General features: G+C 70.6%; 20 protein-coding genes. 8 read left to right on the top strand and 12 right to left on the bottom strand.

Annotated features, from left to right (window positions below):
- Positions 1-13 precede the first annotated feature (13 nt).
- Positions 14-541, bottom strand: coding sequence for a ferritin (locus tag ABD747_RS25570; RefSeq protein ID WP_344809979.1), 528 nt, complete (start codon positions 539-541; stop codon positions 14-16).
- Positions 542-631: 90 nt separating this feature from the next.
- On the opposite strand from ABD747_RS25570, the gene ABD747_RS25565 reads away from it, so the two are divergent.
- Positions 632-802: a hypothetical protein gene (locus tag ABD747_RS25565; protein ID WP_344809978.1), complete on the top strand. Its 171-nt coding sequence runs from the start codon at positions 632-634 to the stop codon at positions 800-802.
- Between the two features lie 44 nt (positions 803-846).
- On the opposite strand, the gene miaB is transcribed toward ABD747_RS25565, so the two are convergent.
- The gene (gene miaB / locus ABD747_RS25560; RefSeq protein ID WP_344809977.1) at positions 847-2412 is read right to left on the bottom strand and encodes a tRNA (N6-isopentenyl adenosine(37)-C2)-methylthiotransferase MiaB; all 1566 of its coding nucleotides are present in this window, start codon (positions 2410-2412) and stop codon (positions 847-849) included.
- A 30-nt stretch (positions 2413-2442) separates the two neighbouring features.
- Here miaB and ABD747_RS25555 point away from each other — a divergent pair, with 30 nt between their 5' ends.
- From ABD747_RS25555 to ABD747_RS25535, 5 genes are all read left to right on the top strand, one after another.
- The gene (locus ABD747_RS25555) at positions 2443-3351 is read left to right on the top strand and encodes an aldose 1-epimerase family protein (protein WP_344809976.1); all 909 of its coding nucleotides are present in this window, start codon (positions 2443-2445) and stop codon (positions 3349-3351) included.
- A gap of 178 nt (positions 3352-3529) precedes the next feature.
- On the top strand, positions 3530-4390 hold the full coding sequence (locus tag ABD747_RS25550; RefSeq protein ID WP_425562586.1) for an amino acid ABC transporter ATP-binding protein: 861 nt from the start codon (positions 3530-3532) through the stop codon (positions 4388-4390).
- A gap of 43 nt (positions 4391-4433) precedes the next feature.
- Positions 4434-5273 carry a glutamate ABC transporter substrate-binding protein gene (locus ABD747_RS25545; RefSeq protein WP_344809975.1) on the top strand — a complete coding sequence of 280 codons (840 nt, stop codon included), beginning with the start codon at positions 4434-4436 and terminating at the stop codon, positions 5271-5273.
- Positions 5274-5366: 93 nt separating this feature from the next.
- Complete coding sequence (locus ABD747_RS25540) at positions 5367-6056, top strand: amino acid ABC transporter permease (protein WP_344809974.1); 690 nt, start codon at positions 5367-5369, stop codon at positions 6054-6056.
- Between the two features lie 28 nt (positions 6057-6084).
- Positions 6085-6993, top strand: coding sequence for an amino acid ABC transporter permease (locus ABD747_RS25535; protein WP_344809973.1), 909 nt, complete (start codon positions 6085-6087; stop codon positions 6991-6993).
- Positions 6994-7073: 80 nt separating this feature from the next.
- Here the strand turns inward: ABD747_RS25535 and ABD747_RS25530 are convergent, their stop codons facing one another.
- The 4 genes from ABD747_RS25530 to recA form a co-directional block, all read right to left on the bottom strand.
- The gene (locus ABD747_RS25530) at positions 7074-8318 is read right to left on the bottom strand and encodes a cysteine desulfurase-like protein (protein ID WP_344809972.1); all 1245 of its coding nucleotides are present in this window, start codon (positions 8316-8318) and stop codon (positions 7074-7076) included.
- The gene (gene rny, locus ABD747_RS25525; protein ID WP_344809971.1) at positions 8315-9979 is read right to left on the bottom strand and encodes a ribonuclease Y; all 1665 of its coding nucleotides are present in this window, start codon (positions 9977-9979) and stop codon (positions 8315-8317) included. The genes ABD747_RS25530 and rny overlap by 4 nt, the downstream gene beginning before the upstream one ends.
- Before the next feature lie 283 nt (positions 9980-10262).
- On the bottom strand, positions 10263-11024 hold the full coding sequence (locus tag ABD747_RS25520; protein ID WP_344809970.1) for a regulatory protein RecX: 762 nt from the start codon (positions 11022-11024) through the stop codon (positions 10263-10265).
- Between the two features lie 196 nt (positions 11025-11220).
- A complete protein-coding gene (gene recA / locus ABD747_RS25515; RefSeq protein ID WP_344809969.1) occupies positions 11221-12267 on the bottom strand; it encodes a recombinase RecA in 1047 nt (348 codons plus the stop codon).
- Positions 12268-12595: 328 nt separating this feature from the next.
- Here recA and ABD747_RS25510 point away from each other — a divergent pair, with 328 nt between their 5' ends.
- Complete coding sequence (locus ABD747_RS25510) at positions 12596-13183, top strand: TIGR03086 family metal-binding protein (protein WP_344809968.1); 588 nt, start codon at positions 12596-12598, stop codon at positions 13181-13183.
- Positions 13184-13188: 5 nt separating this feature from the next.
- Here ABD747_RS25510 and ABD747_RS25505 read toward each other — a convergent pair whose 3' ends face one another.
- Positions 13189-13383: a DUF3046 domain-containing protein gene (locus ABD747_RS25505; RefSeq protein WP_344809967.1), complete on the bottom strand. Its 195-nt coding sequence runs from the start codon at positions 13381-13383 to the stop codon at positions 13189-13191.
- Positions 13384-13590: 207 nt separating this feature from the next.
- Between ABD747_RS25505 and ABD747_RS25500 the strand changes: the two genes are divergently transcribed.
- On the top strand, positions 13591-18216 hold the full coding sequence (locus ABD747_RS25500; RefSeq protein WP_425562585.1) for an ATP-dependent helicase: 4626 nt from the start codon (positions 13591-13593) through the stop codon (positions 18214-18216).
- Between the two features lie 51 nt (positions 18217-18267).
- Here the strand turns inward: ABD747_RS25500 and ABD747_RS25495 are convergent, their stop codons facing one another.
- The 5 genes from ABD747_RS25495 to ABD747_RS25475 all read right to left on the bottom strand — a co-directional run bounded on the left by ABD747_RS25495 (position 18268) and on the right by ABD747_RS25475 (position 22710).
- A complete protein-coding gene (locus ABD747_RS25495) occupies positions 18268-18558 on the bottom strand; it encodes a helix-turn-helix domain-containing protein (protein WP_344809995.1) in 291 nt (96 codons plus the stop codon).
- Between the two features lie 190 nt (positions 18559-18748).
- On the bottom strand, positions 18749-19300 hold the full coding sequence (locus ABD747_RS25490; RefSeq protein WP_344809965.1) for a CinA family protein: 552 nt from the start codon (positions 19298-19300) through the stop codon (positions 18749-18751).
- Positions 19284-19874, bottom strand: coding sequence for a CDP-diacylglycerol--glycerol-3-phosphate 3-phosphatidyltransferase (gene pgsA / locus ABD747_RS25485; protein WP_344809964.1), 591 nt, complete (start codon positions 19872-19874; stop codon positions 19284-19286). The genes ABD747_RS25490 and pgsA overlap by 17 nt, the downstream gene beginning before the upstream one ends.
- Positions 19871-21373, bottom strand: coding sequence for a 30S ribosomal protein S12 methylthiotransferase RimO (rimO, locus tag ABD747_RS25480; protein ID WP_344809994.1), 1503 nt, complete (start codon positions 21371-21373; stop codon positions 19871-19873). The genes pgsA and rimO overlap by 4 nt, the downstream gene beginning before the upstream one ends.
- A gap of 38 nt (positions 21374-21411) precedes the next feature.
- Positions 21412-22710, bottom strand: coding sequence for an FAD-dependent oxidoreductase (locus ABD747_RS25475; protein ID WP_344809963.1), 1299 nt, complete (start codon positions 22708-22710; stop codon positions 21412-21414).
- Between the last annotated feature and the right edge of the window lie 92 nt (positions 22711-22802).

Genomic DNA, 22802 nt, shown 5'->3' with positions numbered 1-22802 from the left:
CGGACGGTGCGGCTCAGCCGCCCCCGGCGATCGCCGGCGCGGTCGGATCGGCGGCCTCGCCGGTGGTCTCCCGCTGCACGTAGTCCTCGATCGCCTCGACGTCGTGCTTGGCCCGCCGCACCACGGTCAGCAGGTCGCTCATCGTGGCGACCTCCTCGACCTGCTCCTTGATGAACCACTGCATGAACTGATCGGAGGCGAAGTCGTACTCCTCGCGGGCGATCCGGGTCAGCTGGTTGATCTGCCCGGTGACCCGCTTCTCCTGCTCCAGCGCGAGCGCGACCGGCGCCACGATGTCCTCGAACTGCGTCAACGGCGCGTCCACACCGGGGATCAGCACCTCGGCGTCCTGATCGACCAGATACTGGACCATCATCATCGCGTGACCGCGCTCCTCCAGCGCCTGGGCATAGAAGAACCCGGCCATCTGCGGCATGGTCAGCGCGTCGTAGTAGACCGCGCAGGCGACGTATTGCTGATGGGCGGCGAACTCGTTCCCGATCTGGACGTTGAGCTGCTCGACGAACCGTTGCGCTGGCATGGAGGACATCCTGGCGGATCGCCGTCCGCGGCGTCCAAGCGGCCCGGACAGCTAGGTTTGGCTGCCCTAACTTTCTGCTACGGTGTGCGGGTGCCGGCGAAGCCCAAGAAGAAGTGTTGCCGCGACAAGCCGCGCTGCAAACGCTGCCCGATCCGGATGCTGTCCGAGGGCAAGCTGGACCCCGACGTCGCCCGCAAGATCTTCGCCGACGCCCGCAACCGTAAGGCGCTCAAAGAGGCGAAGCTGACCAAGGCGGCCTGAGGCCCCCCGTGCGTTCTCGGATCCCCTGTGCGTTCTCGGATCCCCTACAGCGGATCCGAGGAGCAGGAAGGGATCCGAAGATCTGAGACCGGCGGAAGACCGAGGGTGGGCATGCCGAGGGTGACGGTGGGCCGGGCAGTGCTCGCGGGCTGCGCCTGGCGGGCGGCCCAGGCATCGCCGCCACGCGTCCGGCGCAGGTTCGACAGCCCGGCGTCGGCGGTCAGGTGGTGCGGTGCCGCGTACGTGATCTCGACGTCGGCGACGTCGCCCGGCCTGGGCCGCAGGTCCGGATCCTCGGGGACGCTCACGTGCACCAGCCGGTTGTCGGCGGCCCGCCCGGACATCCGGGACGTCGCCGCGTCCTTGCGCCCCTCGCCGTCGGCGAACATCACCTCGACGCTGCGGCCGACCTGGCGCTTGTTCTCCGCCCAGGAGACCTCCTCGACCAGCGCGACCAGCCGCTCGTAGCGCTCCTGGACCACCGCCTTCGGCACCTGGTCCGGCATGGTCGCCGCGGGCGTACCGGGACGGATGGAGTACTGGAAGGTGTAGGCGCCGGCGAACCGGGACGCCCTGGTCACGTCGAGCGTGCCCTGGAAGTCCTCCTCGGTCTCGCCGGGGAAGCCGACGATGATGTCGGTCGTGATCGCCGCCTCCGGCATCGCGGCGCGGACCCGGTCGATGATGCCGAGATAGCGCTCGCTGCGGTAGGACCGCCGCATCGCCTTGAGCACCCGGTCCGAGCCCGACTGCAGTGGCATGTGCAGCGACGGCATCACGTTCGGCGTCCCGGCCATCGCCGCGATCACCTCGTCGGTGAAGTCCTTCGGATGCGGCGAGGTGAACCGGACCCGGCGCAGCCCGTCGATCTCGCCGCAGGACCGGAGCAGCTTCGCGAACGCCGACCGGTCGCCGAACTCGACGCCGTACGCGTTCACGTTCTGGCCGAGCAGCGTCACCTCCTGCACACCGTCGGCGACCAGCATCTCGATCTCGGCCAGGATCTCCCCCGGCCGCCGGTCGGTCTCCTTGCCGCGCAGGCTCGGCACGATGCAGAACGTGCAGGTGTTGTTGCAGCCCACGCTGATCGAGACCCAGGCCGCGTACGGCGACTCGCGCCGGGTCGGCAGGGTCGAGGGAAACCGCTCCAGCGACTCCGCGATCTCGACCTGCGCCTCCTGCTCGATCCGGGCCCGCTCCAGCAGCACCGGCAGCGAGCCGATGTTGTGGGTGCCGAAGACGACGTCCACCCAGGGCGCCCGCCGGACGATCGTCTCTCGATCCTTCTGCGCCAGGCAGCCGCCGACGGCGATCTGCATCCCGGGCGTCTTGATCTTGGTGGGCCGCAGGTGGCCGAGGTTGCCGTACAGCCGGTCGTCGGCGTTCTCCCTGACCGCGCACGTGTTGAAGACCACCACGTCGGCCTGCGTTTGTTCCCCGGCCCGGGCATAGCCGGCGTCCTCCAGCAGCCCCGCCAGCCGCTCGGAGTCGTGCACGTTCATCTGGCAGCCGTACGTCTTGATCTCGTACGTGCGGGTCGAGGAGGCGCCGGTCGAGGAGGAGCGGGTCGTCGCGGGGCGTGGCTCGGCGCTGGGCAGGGTGGCAGTCATGGCCGGACCAGCCTAACTACGATCGCGGATATGGCCACCACGTTGCCCACCGGGGAGCAGTACGAGATCAGTGCCGGACCGTACCGCGCGGTGCTGACCGAGGTCGGCGCCACCCTGCGCGCCTTCGGCAAGGGCGGCCGGGACATCGTCCGCGGTTTCGCGGCCGACTCCGCCCCGTCCGGCGGCGCCGGCCAGCAGCTGATTCCCTGGCCGAACCGGATCCGGGACGGCCACTACACCTTCGACGGGGTCGAGCAGCAGCTGGCACTGTCCGAGCCGCCTCGGCACAACGCCAGCCACGGACTGGCCCGGCACGCCGTCTGGCGGCTGGTCGAGCTGACCGAGAGCAGCGTCACCCAGCGGCTGCGGATCTTCCCGCAGTCGGGCTGGCCGGGTGTGCTGGAGGCGACGCTGACCCACACCGTCGGCCCGGGCGGGCTGGTGGTCGACGTCCACGCCGCCAACATCGGGTCGCGCGCGGTGCCGTTCGGCTACGGCGCCCACCCCTACCTGACAGTCGGTGAGAGCAGCGTCGACGAGGTCGACCTGACCGTCCCGGCGAGGTCGTACCTGGACGTCGACGACCGGCTGCTGCCCGTCGCCGTGCTGGATGTGGCGGGAACTCCGTACGACCTGCAAACCGGCGGCGTGATCGGTGACCGGTTGCTGGACACCGCGTTCACCGGCCTCGGCCGTGGCGAGGACGGGCGCTGGCGCGTCCGGCTCTCGCTCGGCGAACGCTGGGCGGAGCTGTGGGGCGAGGAGCCGTTCGGCTGGACCCAGGTGTTCACCGGTGGACCCAAGCGCGATGCGTCGATCGCCGTCGAGCCGATGTCGTGCGGTCCGGATGCATTCAATCCGGGACCGACCCACGACGACCTGATCGTGCTGCAACCGGGCGGCGAGTTCCGCGGGCGCTGGGGCATCGACGGCGACTGAACGGGGTCCAGCCGGGCGTTCTGCGGCGGCGGTGGTCGCGACACGGCGAAGCGACCGCCGGCGTCGATCGAGCAAGAATCCTTGTGACATGGAAAAGTTGCGGCCCGGCCCACCCCGTAACCAAATCTCAACGTCCTCGTTCTCCCACCTGACAAGCATTTTCGTCTAGGGTCGGGCCATGGGTGAACCGGCAACGGAGGACCAGAACACCAATCTGCCCGGCGCCGGCGGCGCCGGGCTCGACGATGATCGGGACGAACCGGAGGCGCTCCAGGGGCCGTCGGTGGCTCCCGAGCACATCGGTGAGCCGCTGGTCGTGCTGACCGAGGTGGACAAATACTTCGGCGAACTACATGTCTTGCAGCACATCAATCTCTCGGTGCGCAAGGGCGAGGTGGTCGTCGTCCTCGGCCCGTCCGGATCGGGCAAGTCCACGCTCTGCCGGGCGATCAACCGGCTCGAGACCATCCAGTCCGGAACGATCGAGATCGACGGCACCCGACTGCCCGAGGAGGGCAAGGCGCTGGCGAACCTGCGCGCCGACGTGGGCATGGTGTTCCAGTCGTTCAACCTCTTCGCCCACAAGACGATCTTGGAGAACGTCACCCTCGGACCAACCAAGGTCCGCAAGAAGTCGGCGGCCGAGGCGAAGAAGCGCGGAATGGAACTGCTGAAGCGGGTCGGCGTTGACAGCCAGGCGGAGAAGTATCCGGCCCAGCTCTCCGGTGGCCAGCAGCAACGGGTGGCGATCGCCCGGGCACTCGCGATGGATCCCAAGGTGATCTTGTTCGACGAGCCGACCTCGGCCCTCGACCCCGAGATGGTCAACGAGGTGCTGGACGTGATGGTCGGGCTGGCCAGGCAAGGGATGACCATGATCGTCGTCACCCACGAGATGGGCTTCGCCCGCAAGGCGGCGAACCGGGTGGTCTTCATGGCCGACGGCCAGATCGTGGAGGAGAACGATCCCGAGTCGTTCTTCACCGCCCCGCAGAGCAACCGGGCCAAGGACTTCCTGAGCAAGATCCTGACACACTGACCACCCGCGGATCACCCCCGGGATCTGACATGGAGGAGGAACGATGAAGATCGACAAGAGGCTGGCGATCGTGGCCGCAGCGGCCGCGTTCGCGCTGCCGTTGGCGGCGTGCGGCGGTGGCGGCAGCAGCGCGGGTGGCGACCCCGGATCGGGCGGCAAGGTCGTCATCGGGATCAAGTACGACCAGCCGGGTCTCGGTCTGAAGGAGGGCGACAACTACACCGGCTTCGACGTCGAGGTGGCGAAGTACGTCGCCAAGGACCTGGGCTACACCGACGTCGAGTTCAAGGAGTCGCCGTCGGCCCAGCGCGAGACGCTGCTCCAGAGCGGCCAGGTCAAGATGATCTTCGCGACCTACTCGATCACCGACGACCGCAAGCAGAAGGTCTCCTTCGGTGGGCCGTACTTCATCGCCGGCCAGGACCTGCTGGTGAAGGCCGACAACACCGACATCACGGGGCCGGACAGCCTGAACGGGAAGAAGCTCTGCTCGGTCACCGGCTCCACCTCGGCCAAGAAGGTGAAGGACAACTTCGCCAACCAGGTTCAGTTGCAGGAGTACGACACCTACTCCAAGTGCGTCGAGGCGCTGAACACCGGCGGCATCGACGCGGTCACCACCGACAACGTCATCCTGGCCGGCTTCGCCGCTCAGCCGCAGTACCAGGGCAAGCTGAAGGTGGTCGGCAAGCCGTTCTCGACGGAGAAGTACGGCGTCGGGATCAAGAAGGGCGACACCGAGCTCTGCACCAAGATCAACACCGCGATCGAGAAGATGATCTCCGACGGATCATGGGAGAAGGCGCTGGACAGCACCGTCGGAGCGTCGGGCTTCAAGTACGACACCAGCACCAACCCGCCGAAGCCGGAAGCCTGCTCCTGATCACCGCCGAGATCAGACCCGACTGACCCAGTCACCGGTCCGGGTCCGCGCTCGGTGCGGACCCGGACCACCACCCCGACGAGAGGGGAGCCGATGGACGGCCTGACCACGCTGCTCGGTGAGTACAACGTTCTCGACGCGTTCTGGATGACGATCAAGCTGGCAATCGCCGGCGCCATCGGCGCCCTGATCATCGGCACGGTGATCGCGGTGCTGCGGGTGTCGCCGGTCGGCGTGCTGCGCGGCGTGGCGGTCGCCTACGTCACGCTGATCCGCAACACCCCGCTGACCCTGATCGTGTTCTTCTGCGCGTTCGGCCTGCTCCAGGTGCTCAGCCTGAATCTCACCGATCCGAAGTCGCCCACCTCGGTCATCGACAACAACTTCCGCTGGGGCGTGGTGGCGCTTGCGGTCTATCACGCCTCCTTCGTGGCCGAGGCCATCCGGAGCGGCATCAACACTGTGCCCAAGGGCCAGGCCGAGGCCGCCCGCGCGATCGGGCTCGGGTTCGGCGCGACGATCACCTCGATCATCCTGCCGCAGGCGTTCCGCGGTGCCATCGCGCCGCTCGGCAACACGATGATCGCGCTGACCAAGAACACCACAGTGGTGGCCACGGTCGGCGTCGGCGAGGCCGCCTACATGATGCGGCAGATGCTGGAGTTCGACATCTCCCAGCTGTACTGGATCTTCTTCATCATCGCCGCCGGGTTCGTCATCCTGACCCTGCCGATGGGCATCCTCTTCACCTGGCTGTCGCGTCGATTGGTGGTGCAGCGGTGAGTCCCGCCGAGCGAAGCGAGGGAGTCCGATGAGCGACGCGACCGTCCTCTACGACGCGCCCGGCCCGCGGGCCCGCGTCCGTAACCTCGTCATCGCGGTGATCGGCGGCGTTCTGCTGGCCGCCGCGGTCTTCGTCGTGATCCGCGCGCTGGCCGTCAAGGAGCAGCTGACCGGGGAGAAGTGGCTGCCGTTCCTGCAGGCCGATTCCTGGACCGCCTACATCATCCCCGGTCTGATCGGCACGCTGGTCGCGGCGGCGATCAGCGTCGTGCTGGCCGTCATCTTCGGCATCCTGCTCGGCATGGGGCGGCTGTCGGAAGTCACCCCGGTCCGGATCCTGTGCGGCGCGTTCGTGGAGTTCTTCCGCTCGGTGCCGGTGCTGGTGATGATGCTGTTCGCCTACTTCTTCGGCATCTTCGTGCTGCAGGTGGACCCGGACCTGCTGCCGTTGTTCGGCACCATCGTCGGCCTGACCTTCTACAACTCCTGCGTCATCGCCGAGCTGGTCCGCTCGGGGGTGCACGCCCTGCCGAAGGGTCAGCGCGAGGCCGGCTGGGCGATCGGGCTGACCCCGACCCAGACCCTGACCAGCATCTTGCTGCCGCAGGCGATCACCGCCATGCTCCCCTCGATCATCAGCCAGCTGGTGGTGATCCTGAAGGACTCGGCCCTGGGCTACAACATCGTCTACCTAGAGCTGCTGCGCCAGGGTCAGAACCTGGCAACGTACCGGGGCAACCTGATCCCGACGCTGATCGTGCTGGCCGCGATCTACATCGTCATCAACTGGGGGCTGACCCGGCTGGCCGGGCTGGTCGAGAAGCGGCTGCGGGAGGGCAAGCGGGGCATCAAGGCCGGCCCGGAGGCCGGGTTCGTGGTGATGGAGGAGACCGCCGCCGACGAGGGCGTGGAGGAGCCCAGCGAGCTCCAGCGCTAGCCGGCGCCGGCCGCCACGGAGCCGGGAGCTGCGGGCGGTGGCTTGCGGCTGTCGTAGGCGTCGGTCGGCCGCGAAGCGGCTCAGCCGCGGTCGGGCAGGTCGTCCAGCGCGGCCAGCAGCCGACGTACGTCCTCGGCACAGGTGTAGGGCGCCAGCCCGACCCGGACCGCACCCCCGTCGCCGAGCCCGAGGTGCCGAGACGCCTCGACGGCATAGAAGCTGCCCGCCGGAGCACTGACCCCGCGTTCGGCGAGCCGGCCGGCGAGGTCGGGCGCCGCCCAGCCGGGCAGGTCGAAGAGCAGCGTCGAGGTCCGGCAGGGCGCATCGGCGCCGTGCAACACGGCGCCACGCTCCAGCAGACCGGCACGCAGCGCCCGGCTCGACCCCACCTGATGCGCCTCCGCGGCAGCGATCGAACCGGCCAGCCGTTCGCGACGGCTTCCGCTCCCGGGCACCATCGCGGCTAGGTAGTCGATCGCGGCGGTGGTGCCGGCCAGCAGCTCGTACGGCAGGGTGCCCAGCTCGAACCGCTCCGGGACCGCGTCGGTCGACGGCAGCAGCTTGTCCGGACGCAACGTTTCCAGCAGTCCGGGGTCGGTGACCAGCACGCCGTGATGCGGCCCGAAGAACTTGTACGGCGAGCAGACGAAGAAGTCGGCGCCCAGCGCGGCCACGTCGACCGGCAGGTGCGAGGCGTAGTGCACGCCGTCGACATAGACATACGCACCGGCGGCGTGTGCGCGGTCCGCGATCGCCGCGACGTCGGGTCGGGTGCCGATCAAGTTGCTGGCCGCGGTGATCGCGACCACCCGGGTCCGTTCGGTCAGCAGGTCGGTGACCGCCTCGGTCGGCAGCGCTCCGGTGGCCGGGTCGAAGTCGGCCCAGCGCACGACCGCGCCCACCCGCTCGACGGCGATCAGCCACGGCCGGATGTTCGCGTCGTGGTCGAGCCGGCTGACGATCACCTCGTCGCCGGCGGCCCAGGTCGAGGCCAGCGTCCGCGCCATGGTCATGGTCAGCTCGGTCGCGCTCCGGCCGAAGACCACCCCACGGGGGTCTCCGCGCACGAAATCGGCGACGGCGCGGCGGAAGTCGAACACCGCCCGCTCGGCGTTGCGGGCCGCCGGGGTGTCCGGTCCGCGGTTCGCCAGCGGCTCCGACAGGGTCCGCGCGATCGCGGCGGCCACCACGGCCGGGGTCTGGGTGCCGCCGGGCGAGTCGAAGTGGGCAGAGCCGGCGGCGAGCGCGGGGAAGTCGGCGCGGATCCGGTCGACGTCGAAGTGCGCGTCCGGACCGGCCGGCGCCGAGCCCGGCCGGCCGGTCACCGGGCCGTCTCGGTCGCCCTGGACTCGCGGACCACGGTGATCCGGATCTGGCCCGGATAGGTCAGCTCCTCCTCGATCTGCTTGGCGATGTCGCGCGCCATCACCTGGGCGGCGATGTCATCGACCTGCTCGGGGACGACCATCACCCGCAGCTCCCGTCCGGCCTGCATCGCGAACACCTTGTCCACGCCGTCGTGGACGCCGGCGATGTGCTCGAGCCGCTCCAGCCGCTGGACGTACGCCTCGATGCTCTCCCGCCGCGCGCCTGGCCGGCTGCCGCTGATCGCGTCGGCGGCTTGCACCAGCACGGCCTCCACCGAATGCACCTCGACCTCGTTGTGGTGCGCCTCGATGGCGTGCACGACGTCGGGATGCTCACCGTACTTACGAGCCAAGTCCGCGCCGATCAGCGCGTGCGAGCCCTCGACCTCGTGGGTGAGCGCCTTGCCGATGTCGTGCAGGAACGCCGCCCGCTTGCACTGCGCGACGTCCAGCCTCAGCTCGGCTGCCATCAGTCCGGCGATGTGGGCGGACTCGATCAGGTGCTTCAGCACGTTCTGGCCGTACGACGTCCGGTAGCGCAGCTTGCCGAGGATCGGCACCAGCGCCGGGTTGAGGTCGGAGATGCCGACCTCCGCGAGCGCGTCCTCCGCGGCGGTCAGGCACAGCTGCTGGATCTTGGACTTGCTCCGCTCGTGCACCTCCTCGATCCGCGCCGGATGGATCCGGCCGTCCTTGACCAGCTCGGTCAGGGTAATCCGCGCGGTCTCGCGCCGGACCGGGTCGAAGCAGGACAGCAGCACCGACTCCGGGGTGTCGTCGATCATCACGTTGACGCCGGTGACCTGCTCGAACGCGCGGATGTTGCGGCCCTCACGGCCGATGATCCGCCCCTTCATCTCGTCGCCGGGCAGATGCACGGCCGAAACCACCGACTCCGAGGTCTGCTCGGAGGCGACCCGCTGGATGGCGTCGACGACAATGGTCTGCGCCTTGCTCTCCGCCTCCCGCGCGGCCTGCCGCTCGATGTCACGCGCGACCAGTACGGCCTGCCGCTTGGCCTCGTGCTCGACGGCCGACACCAGCTCCGCCTTCGCCTGTTCGGCGGTGAGCCCGGCCACCCGCTCCAGCGCGGCGAGGTGTTCGCCCTCGGCCTCGGCGAGCTCGCGACGCTGCCGTTTCAGCTCCGCCTTCTGGTCGTCCAGCTGATGAGCCCGGTCGTCCAGCCCGCGCGCCTCGGCGTCCAGCCGCTCCTCCCGGTCGGCCAGCCGCTGCTCGCGCCGCTCCAGGTCGTTGCGCTGCTCGCGCAGCTCGTTCCGCCGGGTGGCCGCCTCGGCCTCCGCCTCCGCCCGCGACGCCTGCGCAGCGCGCATCAGGTCCTCGGCCCGAGTCTGCAACTCCCCGACCTCGGCCTCGGCGGCCTCGCGCCGAGCGAACAGCTTCTGCTCCGCGTCGGCCAGCTGCGCCTCGCGCTCGCTGACGGCGGCCTGGTCGATGGTCCGCGGCGTCGGCGTACGCGAATCCTGATCGAGCTCCACCAGTCCGCGCCGGCCGGCCGGCCCGCCGGGCTGGCGACGGATCACCACCACCGCGACAACGGCGACGACGGCGATCAGCACGGCCAGGCCACCGAGCACCAATGCTTCGAAAGCCCCAGTCATATCTGCTGCGCTCCTTGTCCACACGCGTGCGCGTGCCTCGGACGAGGGATCACAACAACGCAAGATCCGCCGGAGGCTCGGCTCCGGCGATCCCGCCGACGGTGCGACGGGGCCAACGAGAGAGGCGGTCCTCCCCTTCTTCCCGAGAAGAATTGCGTTCGAGCAGTCTCAGCCGCGGTTCATTCCGCGCTTATCAGGTCATATCAAACAAGCGTTGTAGCGATACCTCGCTGTCTGCAGACTAGGTGGCCCCTGCAGCCGGGTCAAGCACAACTGTGGTCCATCAAAGACCGAGGTCATCGGTATCTTTCAGAATCCGGCCGATTGTCTCGGCGCCGAATCCGCGCCGCGCGAGCCGGTCGGCGAGCCGGCGTCGCCGGACGGCGGGGTCGAGACCGGACATCGATCCCGCGACCTTCTCGACGTAGGCCCGGGCGGCGGCGGACTCGTCCTCCGTGCTGACCCTCGCGAGCGCCTCTTCCACGACCGCGCGATCGACGCCCTTGCCCGCGAGCTCGCGTCGCAGCATCGTTCGCGACCGGTGCCGCCGGACCTGACGCGACTCGACCCACCGGCGGGCGAAGGACTCGTCGTCGACCAGCCCGATCTCCTCGAACCGGTCGAGCACCTCCTCGGCCACCTCCCGGGGCACGTTCTTGCCCGCCAGTGCGGTCGCCAGTTCGTGCCTGGTGCGGTCCTGGGCCGTGAGTTTGCGGACCACGATGCTGCGCGCCACGGCCGCCGGGTCGGCGTCCGGATCCGTCGCGCCGCTCGGTAGCTGGCCGCTCGGTAGCTGGCCGCTCGGTAGCTGGCCGCCCGGTAGCTGGCCGCCCGGTAGCTGGCCGCTCGGTAGGTGGCCGCCCGGTTGCTGGCCGCCCGGTTGCTGGCCGCCCGGTTGCTCGCCGTGCGACGGATGGTCGGTCGATGGATGGTCGGTCGAATGACGGTCGGTCGATCTCTCGCCGCCGGGATCCGGGTCACCCGGACGCCGGCCGCGCGGCTGCCGGGCGTCCGACCACTCACTGCTCGACCGGCCGCCGGCCACCTCCCCGACCTCGGATCGAGGCCGAGGTTCGGGTCGAGGTCGAGCCACGGGTCGGGCCGACGCCGACGCCGACATTTCCGACGTCCCCGCACCCGCGCCACCCGCCCCGGGATCGCCGCGATCGCTCGGGCCGGACGGTCCGGTCTGGCGGAGCAGCCAGTCTCGAGCCTGCTGGACCGGGTCGGGCGTCATCGGCTCAGAACTCGACCTCGCCGGTCACCGGATCGATGCCGGCCGGGACGTCGAGCTGCGGACCGATCCCCATCCGCTCCTTGATCCGCTTCTCCAGCTCGTTCGCGAGATCCGGATTGGCCTTGAGGTAGTTCCGGGCGTTCTCCTTGCCTTGCCCGAGCTGGTCGGCTTCGTAGGTGAACCAGGCCCCGGCCTTGCGGACCAGACCGGTGTCGACACCGAGGTCGATCAGGCTGCCCTCACGACTGATACCCCGGCCGTACAGGATGTCGAACTCGGCCTGCTTGAACGGAGGCGCCACCTTGTTCTTGACGACCTTGACCCGGGTCCGGTTGCCGACCATGTCCTGGCCGTCCTTGAGGGTCTCGATCCGGCGGACGTCGAGGCGCACCGAGGAATAGAACTTCAGGGCACGGCCGCCGGTGGTGGTCTCCGGCGAGCCGAACATCACCCCGATCTTCTCGCGCAGCTGGTTGATGAAGATCGCGGTCGTGCCGGCACCACTGAGAGCGCCGGTCATCTTGCGCAGCGCCTGACTCATCAGACGCGCCTGCAGACCGACGTGGCTGTCACCCATCTCGCCCTCGATCTCGGCCTTGGGCGTCAGCGCGGCCACCGAGTCGATCACGATCAGCGTCAGCGCGCCGGAGCGGACCAGCATGTCCGCGATCTCCAGCGCCTGCTCGCCGTTGTCGGGCTGGCTGACCAGCAGGGCGTCGGTGTCGACCCCGAGCTTCGCCGCATACTCCGGGTCGAGGGCGTGCTCGGCGTCGATGAAGGCACAGATCCCGCCGGCCACCTGCGCATTGGCGATCGCGTGCAACGCGACCGTGGTCTTGCCGCTCGACTCCGGTCCGTAGATCTCCACCACCCGGCCGCGCGGCAGGCCGCCGATGCCGAGGGCGACGTCCAGGGCGATCGACCCGGTCGGGATCACCTCGATCGGTGCCCGCACCTCGTCGCCGAGGCGCATCACCGAGCCCTTGCCGAACTGCTTGTCGATCTGGGCGAGAGCCGACTCGAGCGCCTTCTCGCGATCCTCTACGGGCATCCTGTCCGTCCTTCCTGTCACCGCCGCGGTGCGGCGGCCTGAGTGCACGTGGTTGTGGGTCTTGCTTCTTCCGTCACTGGCACTCTAAGAACCAGCACCGACAATCGTTCGGCCTCGTCCGTTTCCTGTGGATAACGTTCCGACGCTCTCTATTCGGTGGATAACCTACCGAACAGGTGTTCGAAGAAACAGTGCGCCACGCCGACGGATCCGGTTCTTCTCGTCCGTTTGCCGAACCCGATTCGGGTCGCCCGGCCAGCCGCTCCCCACGACACACGCGTCGCGAAACTCCAAGGCGCAACCTCGGAAGCGGTGTTGACTTTGCACAATGAGCAATCGACAGGCCATCACCGACGGCGCCGCCACCATCGCGACCGCCATCCGCGTCATCGACCCGGACACCGACGCGTCGACCGCTACCCCCTGTGCCGACTTCGACCTCGAGACGCTGGTGAACCATGCCCTCGGCACCACCGCCGCGCTGGCCCGGCTGGCCGCCAAGGAGGGTCTCGATCCGGACGACCCGTGGGGCAGCCGGACCGAGGCCTTCGACGGCTCCTGGCCGGAGCGGCTCGCCGACCAGCTGGAGGCCACCGCCGCGGCCTGGGACGACGACGCCGCCTGGCAGGGCTCGCTCGACCTCGGCGGCGGCGAGCAGCCCGCCGGCTCGATCGGTGAGATGGCGTTCGTCGAGGTGATGGTGCACGGCTGGGATGTGGCCACCGCCGCCGGCCGGGCGGTCAGCGTGCCGGACCAGATCGGCGACGAGCTGTTGAGCGCGGTCACGTCGTCGGCGGAACTGGGCCGCAAGATGGGAGCGTACGGGCCTGAGGTCTCGGTCGACGGCGCCGCCTCCAGCTTCGACAAGGCCCTCGGGGCCGCCGGCCGCGACCCTCAGTGGCGCCCGGCGGGCTGAGGAGTTCAGCGCTCGCGGTCGGGTAGCTCCAGCGCGGCCCAGACCGCGCGCCAGATGGTCTTGGCCGGCAGACCGTCGTCGACGGCCTGGTTCACGGTCCGGCCGCCGAGCGAGGTCAGATGGTGCTCACCGGCCCAGACCCGGTAGTACCCGTCGCCCAGGTGCTCGCGCATCCGCTGCCACAACTCGGTTTCCTTCATCCATCCCCTCGCTCGCGTCGAACGCCGGCCGCGATCGCGTCGCCGCGTCGCGGCCAACCGTAGCCCGGATCCGGCATCGGCCATCCACGTCGCTCCACCGCTCGCCTCACACCGACAGTCAGGGGTGTGAAGCGACCGTGGGTGCGGCCTGGGCGGCACGAGCCTCGGTGCACTGCTCGGACAGAACTGTCGGTAGGGCGATGCAAGATGGAGCGCATGTCATCGGCTGACCCGCTGGAGGTGTTCTCCCCGGCCACGAGCACGTGGTTCCGGGAGGTGTTCGCCGCGCCGACGGCGGCCCAGCGCGGCGCCTGGCAGACGGTTGCCGCCGGCGAGAACGCCCTGGTGATCGCACCGACCGGCTCTGGCAAGACGCTGGCGGCTTTTCTCTGGGCGCTGGACGACCTGACCCGGTCGGGCCCGGTGCCGAGCAAGCAGCGCTGCCGGGTGCTGTATGTGTCCCCGCTGAAGGCGCTCGCGGTCGATGTCGAGCGGAACCTCCGCGCCCCGCTGGCCGGGATCACCCAGACTGCGCTCCGAATCGGCCAAACGCCGCCGACGATCACCGTCGGCGTCCGCTCCGGCGATACCTCCGCGGCCGACCGCCGGGCAATCGCCAGCCGGCCGCCGGACATCTTGATCACCACTCCCGAGTCGTTGTTCCTGATGCTCAGTTCGGCGGCACGGGACTCGCTGCGCTATGTCCGGACGGTCATCGTCGACGAGGTCCACGCGCTCGCAGGCACCAAGCGCGGCGCCCATCTGGCACTGTCCCTCGAACGGCTGGCAGCGCTCACCGCCGAGACGGCGGCCGAGCAGGGTGCCGAGCCCGCCCCGATCCAGCGGATCGGGCTGTCGGCGACCGTTCGCCCGCCCGAGCGGGTCGCTCGGTTCCTCGGCGGTCCCGACCCGGTCCGGGTGATCTCACCACCGGCAGAGAAGTCGTGGGACCTGGAGGTCGTCGTCCCGGTCGAAGACATGAGCGAGCTGGGCGCGACCGCGTCGGTGCCGACGCCGAGCCTGGACGACGACGGTCCTCCGGCGAGCCGGCCGTCCATCTGGCCGCACGTGGAGAACAAGATCCTCGACCTGATCGAGGCCCACCGGTCCACCATCGTCTTCGCCAACTCGCGGCGGCTGGCCGAGCGGATCACCGCGCACCTGAACGAGTTGCACGCCGAGCGGGTCGGTGAGGCGGCCGAGGAGTTCGACCCACCGGCCGAGATCATGGCCCAGTCGGGCGCGTCCGCCGGCCTGGACGGGACGCGTACGGCCGTGATCGCCCGCGCCCATCACGGCTCGGTCAGCAAGGAGCAGCGGGCCCAGATCGAGGCCGACCTGAAGTCGGGGCAGCTGCCGTGCGTGGTCGCGACCTCCTCGCTCGAGCTCGGCATCGACATGGGCGCGGTCGACGTGGTCGTCCAGGTCGAGGCGCCGCCGTCGGTGGCCAGCGGGCTGCAGCGGGTCGGCCGGGCGGGCCATCAGGTGGGCGCGACCTCCCGCGGGGTGTTCTTCCCCAAGCACCGCGGCGACCTCGTCGAGTCGGCGGTCGTGGTCGAGCGGATGCGAGCGGGCGCGATCGAGGAAGTCGCCGAGCTGCGCAACCCGTTGGACGTGCTGGCGCAACAGCTCGTGGCCGCGGTCGCCGTCGAGGAGTGGAGTGCCGACGACCTCTACGCCCTCTGCCGCCGCGCGGCGCCGTATGCGGACCTGCCCCGGAGTGCGTACGACGCCGTGCTGGACATGCTGAGCGGCCGCTATCCCTCGGAGGACTTTGCCGAGCTGCGGCCCCGGGTGGTCTGGCAGCGCGACACCGGCGCGATCACCGCGCGGCCTGGCGCGCAGCGACTCGCCGTCACCTCGGGCGGCACGATCCCCGACCGCGGCCTGTTCGGTGTGTTCCTGGTCGGCGAGGGCACCGCCTCGGGCAAGCACTCCCCCGGCCGCCGGGTCGGCGAGCTGGACGAGGAGATGGTCTACGAGACCCGGGTCGGGGATGTCTTCACCCTCGGCACGACGAGCTGGCGGGTCGAACAGATCACCCACGACCAGGTTCTCGTCTCCCCCGCACCGGGCAGCCCCGGCCGGCTGCCGTTCTGGAAGGGCGACTCCCCAGCCCGACCCGTGGAGCTGGGCGTCGCATTCGGCGAATTCGTCCGCACTCTTGCCGCGCTGCCGCCCGACCGCGCCCGTGACCGGCTCGCCGAGGCCGGCTTGGACCCGTTCGCCGCCGCGAATCTGGTCAGCTATCTCGGTGAGCAGGCAGCGCTCGGCGCCCTGCCGACGGACCAGACGATCGTCTTCGAGCGGTTCCGCGACGAGCTGGGCGACTGGCGGGTCTGTGTGCACTCACCGCTGGGTGCGGGGGTGCTCGCGCCCTGGTCGCTGGCGATCGAGCGGTCCGCGCGAGAGCGCTACGGGATGGAGGTCCAGGCGACCGCCACCAACGACGGGATCGTGCTCCGGATCCCCGACACCGAGACGCATCCGCCGAGCGCCGAGCTGCTGGTCGTCGATCCCGACGAGCTCGAGGCGATCGTCACCGAAGAGGTCGGTGCGTCGGCCCTGTTCGCCGCCCGGTTCCGCGAGTGCGCCGCCCGGGCACTGCTCCTCCCGCGCCGTGATCCCCGGTCGCGGACCCCGCTGTGGCAGCAGCGGATGCGTTCGGCCCAACTGCTCAGCGTCGCGGCCCGCTACCCCGAGTTCCCGATCGTGCTGGAGACCATGCGGGAGTGCCTGAGCGACGTCTTCGACCTCGACGGGCTGCTCGATCTGCAGCGCCGGATCGCCGCCCGATCGGTGTCGCTGGTCGAGGTGGAGACGACCGAGCCGTCCCCGTTCGCCAAGTCCCTGCTGTTCGGCTACGTCGGCGCCTTCGTCTACGAGGGCGACGTGCCGCTGGCGGAACGGAAGGCGGCAGCGCTCGCACTCGACGCCACCCTGCTGGCCGAGCTGCTCGGCAAGGACGGCCTGAAGCAGTTGCTCGACCCGTCGGTGATCGCGGCGACCGAGGCCGATCTGCAGGGGCTCAGCACCGAGCGGCAGGCGACCAGCACCGAGCAGCTGTTCGACCTGATCCGCACGGCCGGACCGTTCAGCCGGACCGAGCTCGCGTTGCGCAGTGGCCCCGAGCTGCCGCTCGGCCCGGCGCTCGACACGCTGCTGCGTGCCCGTCGGCTGGTCGAGGTCCGGATCGGCGGCGTGGACATGATCGCGGTGGTGGAGGACGTGCCGCGGCTTCGCGACGGGCTCGGCATCCCGGTTCCGCCCGGCGTCGCCGCCGACTTCGACACACCGGCCGCGCACCCGATCGAGGACCTGGTGCTGCGCTGGGCGCGGACACACGGACCGTTCGCGCCGTCGGTCGTCGCCCGCCGATACGGGCTCGGCCGCTCGGTGGTCGAGGCGACCTGCGAGGCGCTGACCGCGGCCGGCACGCTGACCGCCGGCGAGTTCGTCGACACGGTGCCGGGCATCGACGCGGTGCCGGGCGCCGAGCTGGGCCACCGGCAGTACTGCCACAGCAAGATCCTTGCGCTGATCAAGCGGCGGACCCTGGCGGCGTTGCGGAAGGAGGTCGAACCGGTCGAGCAGCTGGCCTACGCCCGGTTCCTCCCCGCCTGGCAGGGCATCGGCGGCAAGAATCGCGGCGCCGACGCCGTGCTCGGGGTGATCGAGCAGCTGGCGGGTTATCCGCTGCCGGCCAGCTCGATCGAGTCGGTCGTCTTGCCGGCGCGGGTGAACGACTACCAGCCCGCGATGCTGGACGAGCTGCTCAGCTCCGGCGAGGTGCGCTGGGTCGGCGACGGCCCGATCTCGGACGGAGACGGCTGGATCCGGCTCTATCCGGCCGAGATCGAGCCGCCGCCCGCCCGTTCGCTGCCGGCCAGCTACCGGGGCAACGAGTTGCTGGCCGCGCTCGGCGGTGGCGGCGCGCACTTCTTCGACGGTCTGCTGCCGTCCGGTTTGGCCGCCGCCGACCGCTCGGAATATGTCACCGCCCTATGGGACCTGGTCTGGTGCGGGCTGGTCAGCTCGGACACCTTCGCGCCGGTGCGACAGTTCACCACGGGTGGCACGCTGCGCCGGCCGCCGCGAGCGGCGTCCCGCTCGCACCGGTCCCGGCCGGCCCTGCGAGCCGCTCGGGCGCCGCGGATCAGCTCACCGACGACGGTCGGGCGATGGTCCTTGGTGGAGCGCAACCCGGTCAGCGAGGCCGAGCGACTGGCTGCGGACGTGTTCGCCCAGCTGGACCGCTACGGCCTGGTCACCCGGGGCAGCGTGCTCACCGAGAACCCGAGCGGAGGCTTCGGACCGGCCTATCGGGCGCTGAGCCGGCTGGAGGAGGGCGGCCAGTGCCGTCGCGGCTATTTCGTCGAGGGTCTCGGCGCCGCCCAGTTCGCCCTCCCCGGCGCGGTCGACCGGTTACGCCGGGCGATCCAGCCCGCCGCCGAGCCGGTTCCGCTCGTGCTGGCGGCAACCGAGCCGGCAAACCCGTACGGAGCGGCGCTGCCGTGGCCAGATCGGGAGGGTCATCGTCCGGGCCGGAAGGCCGGGGCGCTGGTCGTGCTGGTGGACGGGGCGCTGACCTTCTACGTCGAGCGTGGCGGCCGGACCCTGCTGTCCTTCACCGACGACGCAGCCGTGCTCGGCCCGGCGGCCGAGTCGCTGGCCCAGGCCGTCACCCGCGGGCTGCTCGGCAAGTTGACCGTCGAACGGGCCGACGGCGAGCACGTCTTCGACTCCGCCCCGGTGAGCCATGCGCTGCAGGGCGCCGGTTTCAAGATGACACCGCAGGGCCTGCGGCTACGCCCGCCGGCGACCCTGTCCTGACAGGGGTGCCGGCACCGATTCGGTCCGTGGCCGGCACCCGCGCAGCAAGCCCTAGGCGGCGGCCCTCGCGATCGGCCGGATCGTCGGCACCGACGCAAGCCGTTCGGCCAACGCCAGCTTCTCGGCCACGATCGTCAGCACGACCGACAGCGGCAGATCGAGTGCGCGACAGATCGCCGCCAGCAACTCGCTGGAGGCTTCCTTCTGGCCCCGCTCGACCTCGGACAGGTAGCCCAGGCTCACCCGCGCCGCCTTGGACACCTCGCGCAGCGTGCGCCCCTGGGTGACCCGTTCCTGGCGCAGCGCTTCACCGACGAGCTCGCGCATCAGCATCGGCTTCATCGGAGCGTCCTGTTCCATGACCAAACTGTACTCACCTGCACCACCGGTCGACAGCGACCGCCGCGACGTGGAACGAGTCGTCACCGGGTCGATCCGAATTCGTTGCGTCGACGTCGATTCCTGGGAAGTCGTCACGAAAAGGTACAACGCCGGACCGGCGGACGAGCATTCCCGGAGGAACGGGCCGGGTTCAGCGCGCCGACCTCCGGGCTTCGATCGCGTCCAACAGCAATGACAGGGCGGCGACGACGGTCGCCTGCCGGATCTCCGCCCGTGACCCCGCGAGCGCCAGCTCCTGCACGCGTACGTCCTCGGTCTGCGAAGCCGCGCCGGCCCCGCCGGGCCCGCCGGCCCGCCGCGCGATGCCGACGAACACCTGCCCGACGGGGTGCCCGTCCTGCGACTCCGGACCGGCGACACCGGTGACCGCCAGCCCCCAGTCCGCCTCGCACCGGCGGGCCGCGCCGAGCGCCAGCTCGCCGGCCGTGCTGGCAGCGACCGGGCCGTCGCGCCGCAGAGTCGCCGCGGAGACGCCGGCCAGGGTTGCCTTCAGCTCGGTCGCATACGTGATCAGCCCGCCCCGATAGACCGCCGACGCGCCCGGCACGCCGGTCAAGGTCGTGCCGATCCAGCCACCGGTCAGCGACTCGGCGGTGGCGAGCGTCGACCCGTCGCCGGCGAGCGCCGAGATCACCGCCCGGGCCAGCGACTCCTCGTCGACCACGTCAGCCGGCGCCGGCACGCAGCGCGTCGCGGCGCAGCTTCCAGGCCTGCCAGCAGTAGTCCAACCCGGTGACCATGGTGAGCAGGAAGGCGATGCCCATCACCACCCAGGCGACCGGCTCCGCCCAGCCCGGCAGCGGCAACAGGTAGAGGATCACCGCCACCGCCTGGGTGACCGTCTTCAGCTTGCCGCCGCGGTTGGCCGCCATCACGCCGTACTTCAGCATCAAGAAGCGGAGCAGCGTGATCCCCCACTCGCGGACGAGGATGAGGATGGTCACCCACCACCACAGCTCGCCGTTGATGGACAGGCCGATGAACGCCATCCCGGTGAGCGCCTTGTCGGCGATGGGGTCGGCGAGCTTGCCGAACTTGGTGACGATGTCGTACTTGCGGGCGAGGTGGCCGTCGATCAGATCGGTCAGGATCGCCACGGTGAAGACCAGCGCGGTGGCCAGCTGCCAGCCGGTGCCGGTCGGGTGGACCAGGAGCATCCAGGCGAAGACGGGGACCAGGATCAGCCGGAACGTGGTCAGCGCGTTCGGCACGTTCCACGGCGTGGTCTCCGGTGGCGCCGGTTGCTGGGCGGTCATCGGGTCGCACCGTCCCGGGTCACGTCGCCACCAGCCGTCCGGACGCGCGCCGGGTCGACCGTGATCGAGTCGACCGTGATCGGCTCGGCCATCAGGTCGGCACCGACCGAGTCGACCACCAGCGCCTCCACCAGCCTGCCGACCGGGAAGGGACCGCCGAGGAGCTCGGTGCTGCCGTCGACCTCCGGACCCTGGTGGGCCGATCGCCCGATGCCGACGGTCTGGTCGCTGCCGTCCTGCTCGACCAGCACCCGGACCTCCTCGCCGATCCGCTCCTCCGCGCGTTGCGCCATCAGCTCGTCGACCAGATCGGCCGTCGCCGATCGGCGGGCCTCGATCTCGTCGGTCGGCAGCTGCCGGTCCAGTCGCGCGGCCTCGGTGCCGTCCTCGTCGGAGTAGCCGAAGACCCCGATGGCGTCGAGCCGGGCGGCGGCCAAGAAGTCGTGCAGCACCGCGAGATCGTCTTCGGTTTCGCCCGGGAATCCGCAGATCACGTTGCTGCGGATGCCGGCCTGCGGCGCCTGCGCCCGGATCGACTCGATCAGCGCCAGGAACGCGTCGGCGTCACCGAAGCGGCGCATCCGTCGCAGCACGGTCGGGGAGGCGTGCTGGAAGGACAGGTCGAAGTACGGGACGACCTTCTCGCCGCCGGCGATCGCACCCACCAGGCTCGGTCTGGTCTCCGCCGGTTGCAGGTAGGAGACCCGCACCCAGTCGATCCCGTCGATCCGGTCGAGCTCGGCCAGCAGCTTCTCCAGCGCCTGCAGGTCGCCGAGATCCTTGCCGTAGGACGACGTGTTCTCGCTCACCAGGAACAGCTCGCGGACTCCCTGGCCGGCCAGCCAGCGTGCCTCCGCAACGACCGCGGCCGGCGGGCGGGACACGTACGAGCCCCGGAAGGACGGGATCGCGCAGAACGTGCACCGCCGGTCGCAGCCGGACGCGATCTTCAGCGGCGCGGTCGGTCCGCCGCCGAACCGGCGGCGGTGCGGGCGGGGCCCGCTGGCCGGCGCCACCCCGTCCGGCAGGTCGGTGAAGCTGTGGTGGCCGGGGATGCTGACCTGTCCGGCGGCGGCCGGACGGGCCACTGGCGTGACCGGAAGCAGCGTCCGGCGGTCGCGCGGGACGTGGGCAGCGGGACGGTCGCCGGCGATGATCGCCTGCAACCGCGACGCGATGTCGGTGTAGCTGTCGAAACCCAGCACCGCATCGGCCTCGGGCAGCGCGTCGGCGAGCTCGGCGCCGTAGCGCTCGGCGAGGCAGCCGACCGCGACGACGGCGGCAACCGATCCGTCCTCTTTCAGGTCGGCCGCCGCCAGCAGCGTGTCCACCGAGTCCTTCTTGGCCGCCTCGACGAAGCCGCAGGTGTTGACCATCACCGCGGTCGCGTCGGTCGGGTCGTCGACCAGGACGAACCCGCCGTCCTCCAGCCGCGCGGCCAACTCCTCGGAGTCCACCTCGTTGCGGGCGCAACCGAGGCTGACCAGGTGGACGGGAATCACGGCGTCAGCCTAGCCTCCACCGAGTTGTCAGGTTCTCAGCGAGCTATGGCTCGCTGAGAACCTGACAGGTCCTCGGGGCGCGCCGGCTCGTCCCAGTCGATCCGGAACCGCTGCTCCCGGCCGAGCACGTCCAGGGTGCTGGTCCGGTTCAGCATCGCCGGCAGGATCAGCCGCATCAGCGCCCGGGCGATCGGTCCGGGCGTCTTGGCGTGGTTCAGCTTGGCGCCCCGCCGGGCGATCGTCTCGACCCGGTTGCGACGCAGCCGCTCGTACGCCGCGAACGCCGAGCCGGCATCGGGCAGGTCGCGCAGGCAGCGGGCCAGCTCGATCGAGCTCTCGATCGCCAGCGACGCGCCCTGCCCGGTGCTGTTCGACGGCGCGTGCACGGCGTCGCCCACCAGCACCAGCCGGCCCCGGGACCAGTGCGGCACCGGCGGCATGATGTGCAGCGCTCCGACCACCTGCAGCGTCTCCGGCACGGTGCCGGCCGCCAGCGCCGCGCCCGGCCGGTCGCCGGCGTAGCGCTCGCGGATGATCCGGAGCCACTCCTCGGCGGGCGTCCGCCGGGCGTCGGCATAGGACAGGTAGGTCTCCGAGGGCAGGTTCACGCCCCAGCCGACGCCGTCCGGTGTCGGCCAGTACAGGTAGTACGCCCGGCGACCGAACGCGAACACCATCTCCCCCGGCGTACCGACGTCGAGTCTCGCGGGCAGCGCGTCGTGCGGGACGAAGCCCTCGAAGCCGAGCATGCCGGTGTAGTCGGCGGCGGGCGCCTGCGGGTCGATCAGCCTTCGCACGGTCGAGCGCGCGCCGTCCGCGCCGATCAGGACGTCGGCGGTGGCGGTCGAGCCGTCGGCGAACCGGGCGGTGACCCCGTCCGGTGCCTCCTCGACCCCGACCAGCCGGCGGCCGTGGTGCAGCGGGACGCCGGCCTGCCGGGCCGCCGTCCGCAACGCCTCGTGCAGCGGGCCGCGGCCGATCATCCGCAGCGGTTCGAGATCCGGCAGCGACGGGGTCGCGCCGAGCGGACGGTCGGCGATCGAGACCGACGAGGCGGTGATCGGCAGCGCGCGTTCGCGGACCGCATCGGCCGCGCCGACGATCTCCAGCGCGGCGACGCCGTTCGGGGCCAGCGCCAGGCTGCCGCCGATGCCGCCACTCGGTTCGGGATAGGCCTCGTAGACGGCGGCCTCGATGCCGGCCCTGGTCAACGCGGCTGCGGTCACCGGGCCGGCGATGCCGCCGCCGATCACGATGGCGCTGCGGACACGGGCGTCGGGTCGACCGGTCGGTCGAGTGGACGGAAGAGGACGGTTGGTGTCGTTGTCGGGCATGGTCGGTTCCTCGTCTGGATTCGTAGGGATGGAGCGGTCGGACGACCGCCGGGAGAACGTCGAATCCGGACCTGACCAGTACTGTGGAGCTG

The organism is Microlunatus ginsengisoli (assembly GCF_039537205.1).
Taxonomy (GTDB): Bacteria; Actinomycetota; Actinomycetes; order Propionibacteriales; family Propionibacteriaceae; genus Microlunatus; species Microlunatus ginsengisoli.
Note: the sequence above shows the minus strand (reverse complement) of the source record. Positions and strands in the feature narration are given on the sequence as shown.

Bases quoted from the DNA above. Each gene is read 5' to 3' on its own strand.
- ABD747_RS25475 (WP_344809963.1), bottom strand. From the start codon at position 22,710: ATGCCCGACAACGACACCAACCGTCCTCTTCCGTCCACTCGACCGACC.
- ABD747_RS25555 (WP_344809976.1), top strand. From the start codon at position 2,443: ATGGCCACCACGTTGCCCACCGGGGAGCAGTACGAGATCAGTGCCGGA.
- ABD747_RS25540 (WP_344809974.1), top strand. From the start codon at position 5,367: ATGGACGGCCTGACCACGCTGCTCGGTGAGTACAACGTTCTCGACGCG.
- ABD747_RS25500 (WP_425562585.1), top strand. From the start codon at position 13,591: ATGGAGCGCATGTCATCGGCTGACCCGCTGGAGGTGTTCTCCCCGGCC.
- recA (WP_344809969.1), bottom strand. From the start codon at position 12,267: ATGCCCGTAGAGGATCGCGAGAAGGCGCTCGAGTCGGCTCTCGCCCAG.
- miaB (WP_344809977.1), bottom strand. From the start codon at position 2,412: ATGACTGCCACCCTGCCCAGCGCCGAGCCACGCCCCGCGACGACCCGC.
- ABD747_RS25510 (WP_344809968.1), top strand. From the start codon at position 12,596: ATGAGCAATCGACAGGCCATCACCGACGGCGCCGCCACCATCGCGACC.
- ABD747_RS25505 (WP_344809967.1), bottom strand. From the start codon at position 13,383: ATGAAGGAAACCGAGTTGTGGCAGCGGATGCGCGAGCACCTGGGCGAC.
- pgsA (WP_344809964.1), bottom strand. From the start codon at position 19,874: ATGACCGCCCAGCAACCGGCGCCACCGGAGACCACGCCGTGGAACGTG.
- ABD747_RS25495 (WP_344809995.1), bottom strand. From the start codon at position 18,558: ATGAAGCCGATGCTGATGCGCGAGCTCGTCGGTGAAGCGCTGCGCCAG.
- ABD747_RS25550 (WP_425562586.1), top strand. From the start codon at position 3,530: ATGGGTGAACCGGCAACGGAGGACCAGAACACCAATCTGCCCGGCGCC.
- ABD747_RS25545 (WP_344809975.1), top strand. From the start codon at position 4,434: ATGAAGATCGACAAGAGGCTGGCGATCGTGGCCGCAGCGGCCGCGTTC.
- ABD747_RS25535 (WP_344809973.1), top strand. From the start codon at position 6,085: ATGAGCGACGCGACCGTCCTCTACGACGCGCCCGGCCCGCGGGCCCGC.
- ABD747_RS25570 (WP_344809979.1), bottom strand. From the start codon at position 541: ATGCCAGCGCAACGGTTCGTCGAGCAGCTCAACGTCCAGATCGGGAAC.
- rny (WP_344809971.1), bottom strand. From the start codon at position 9,979: ATGACTGGGGCTTTCGAAGCATTGGTGCTCGGTGGCCTGGCCGTGCTG.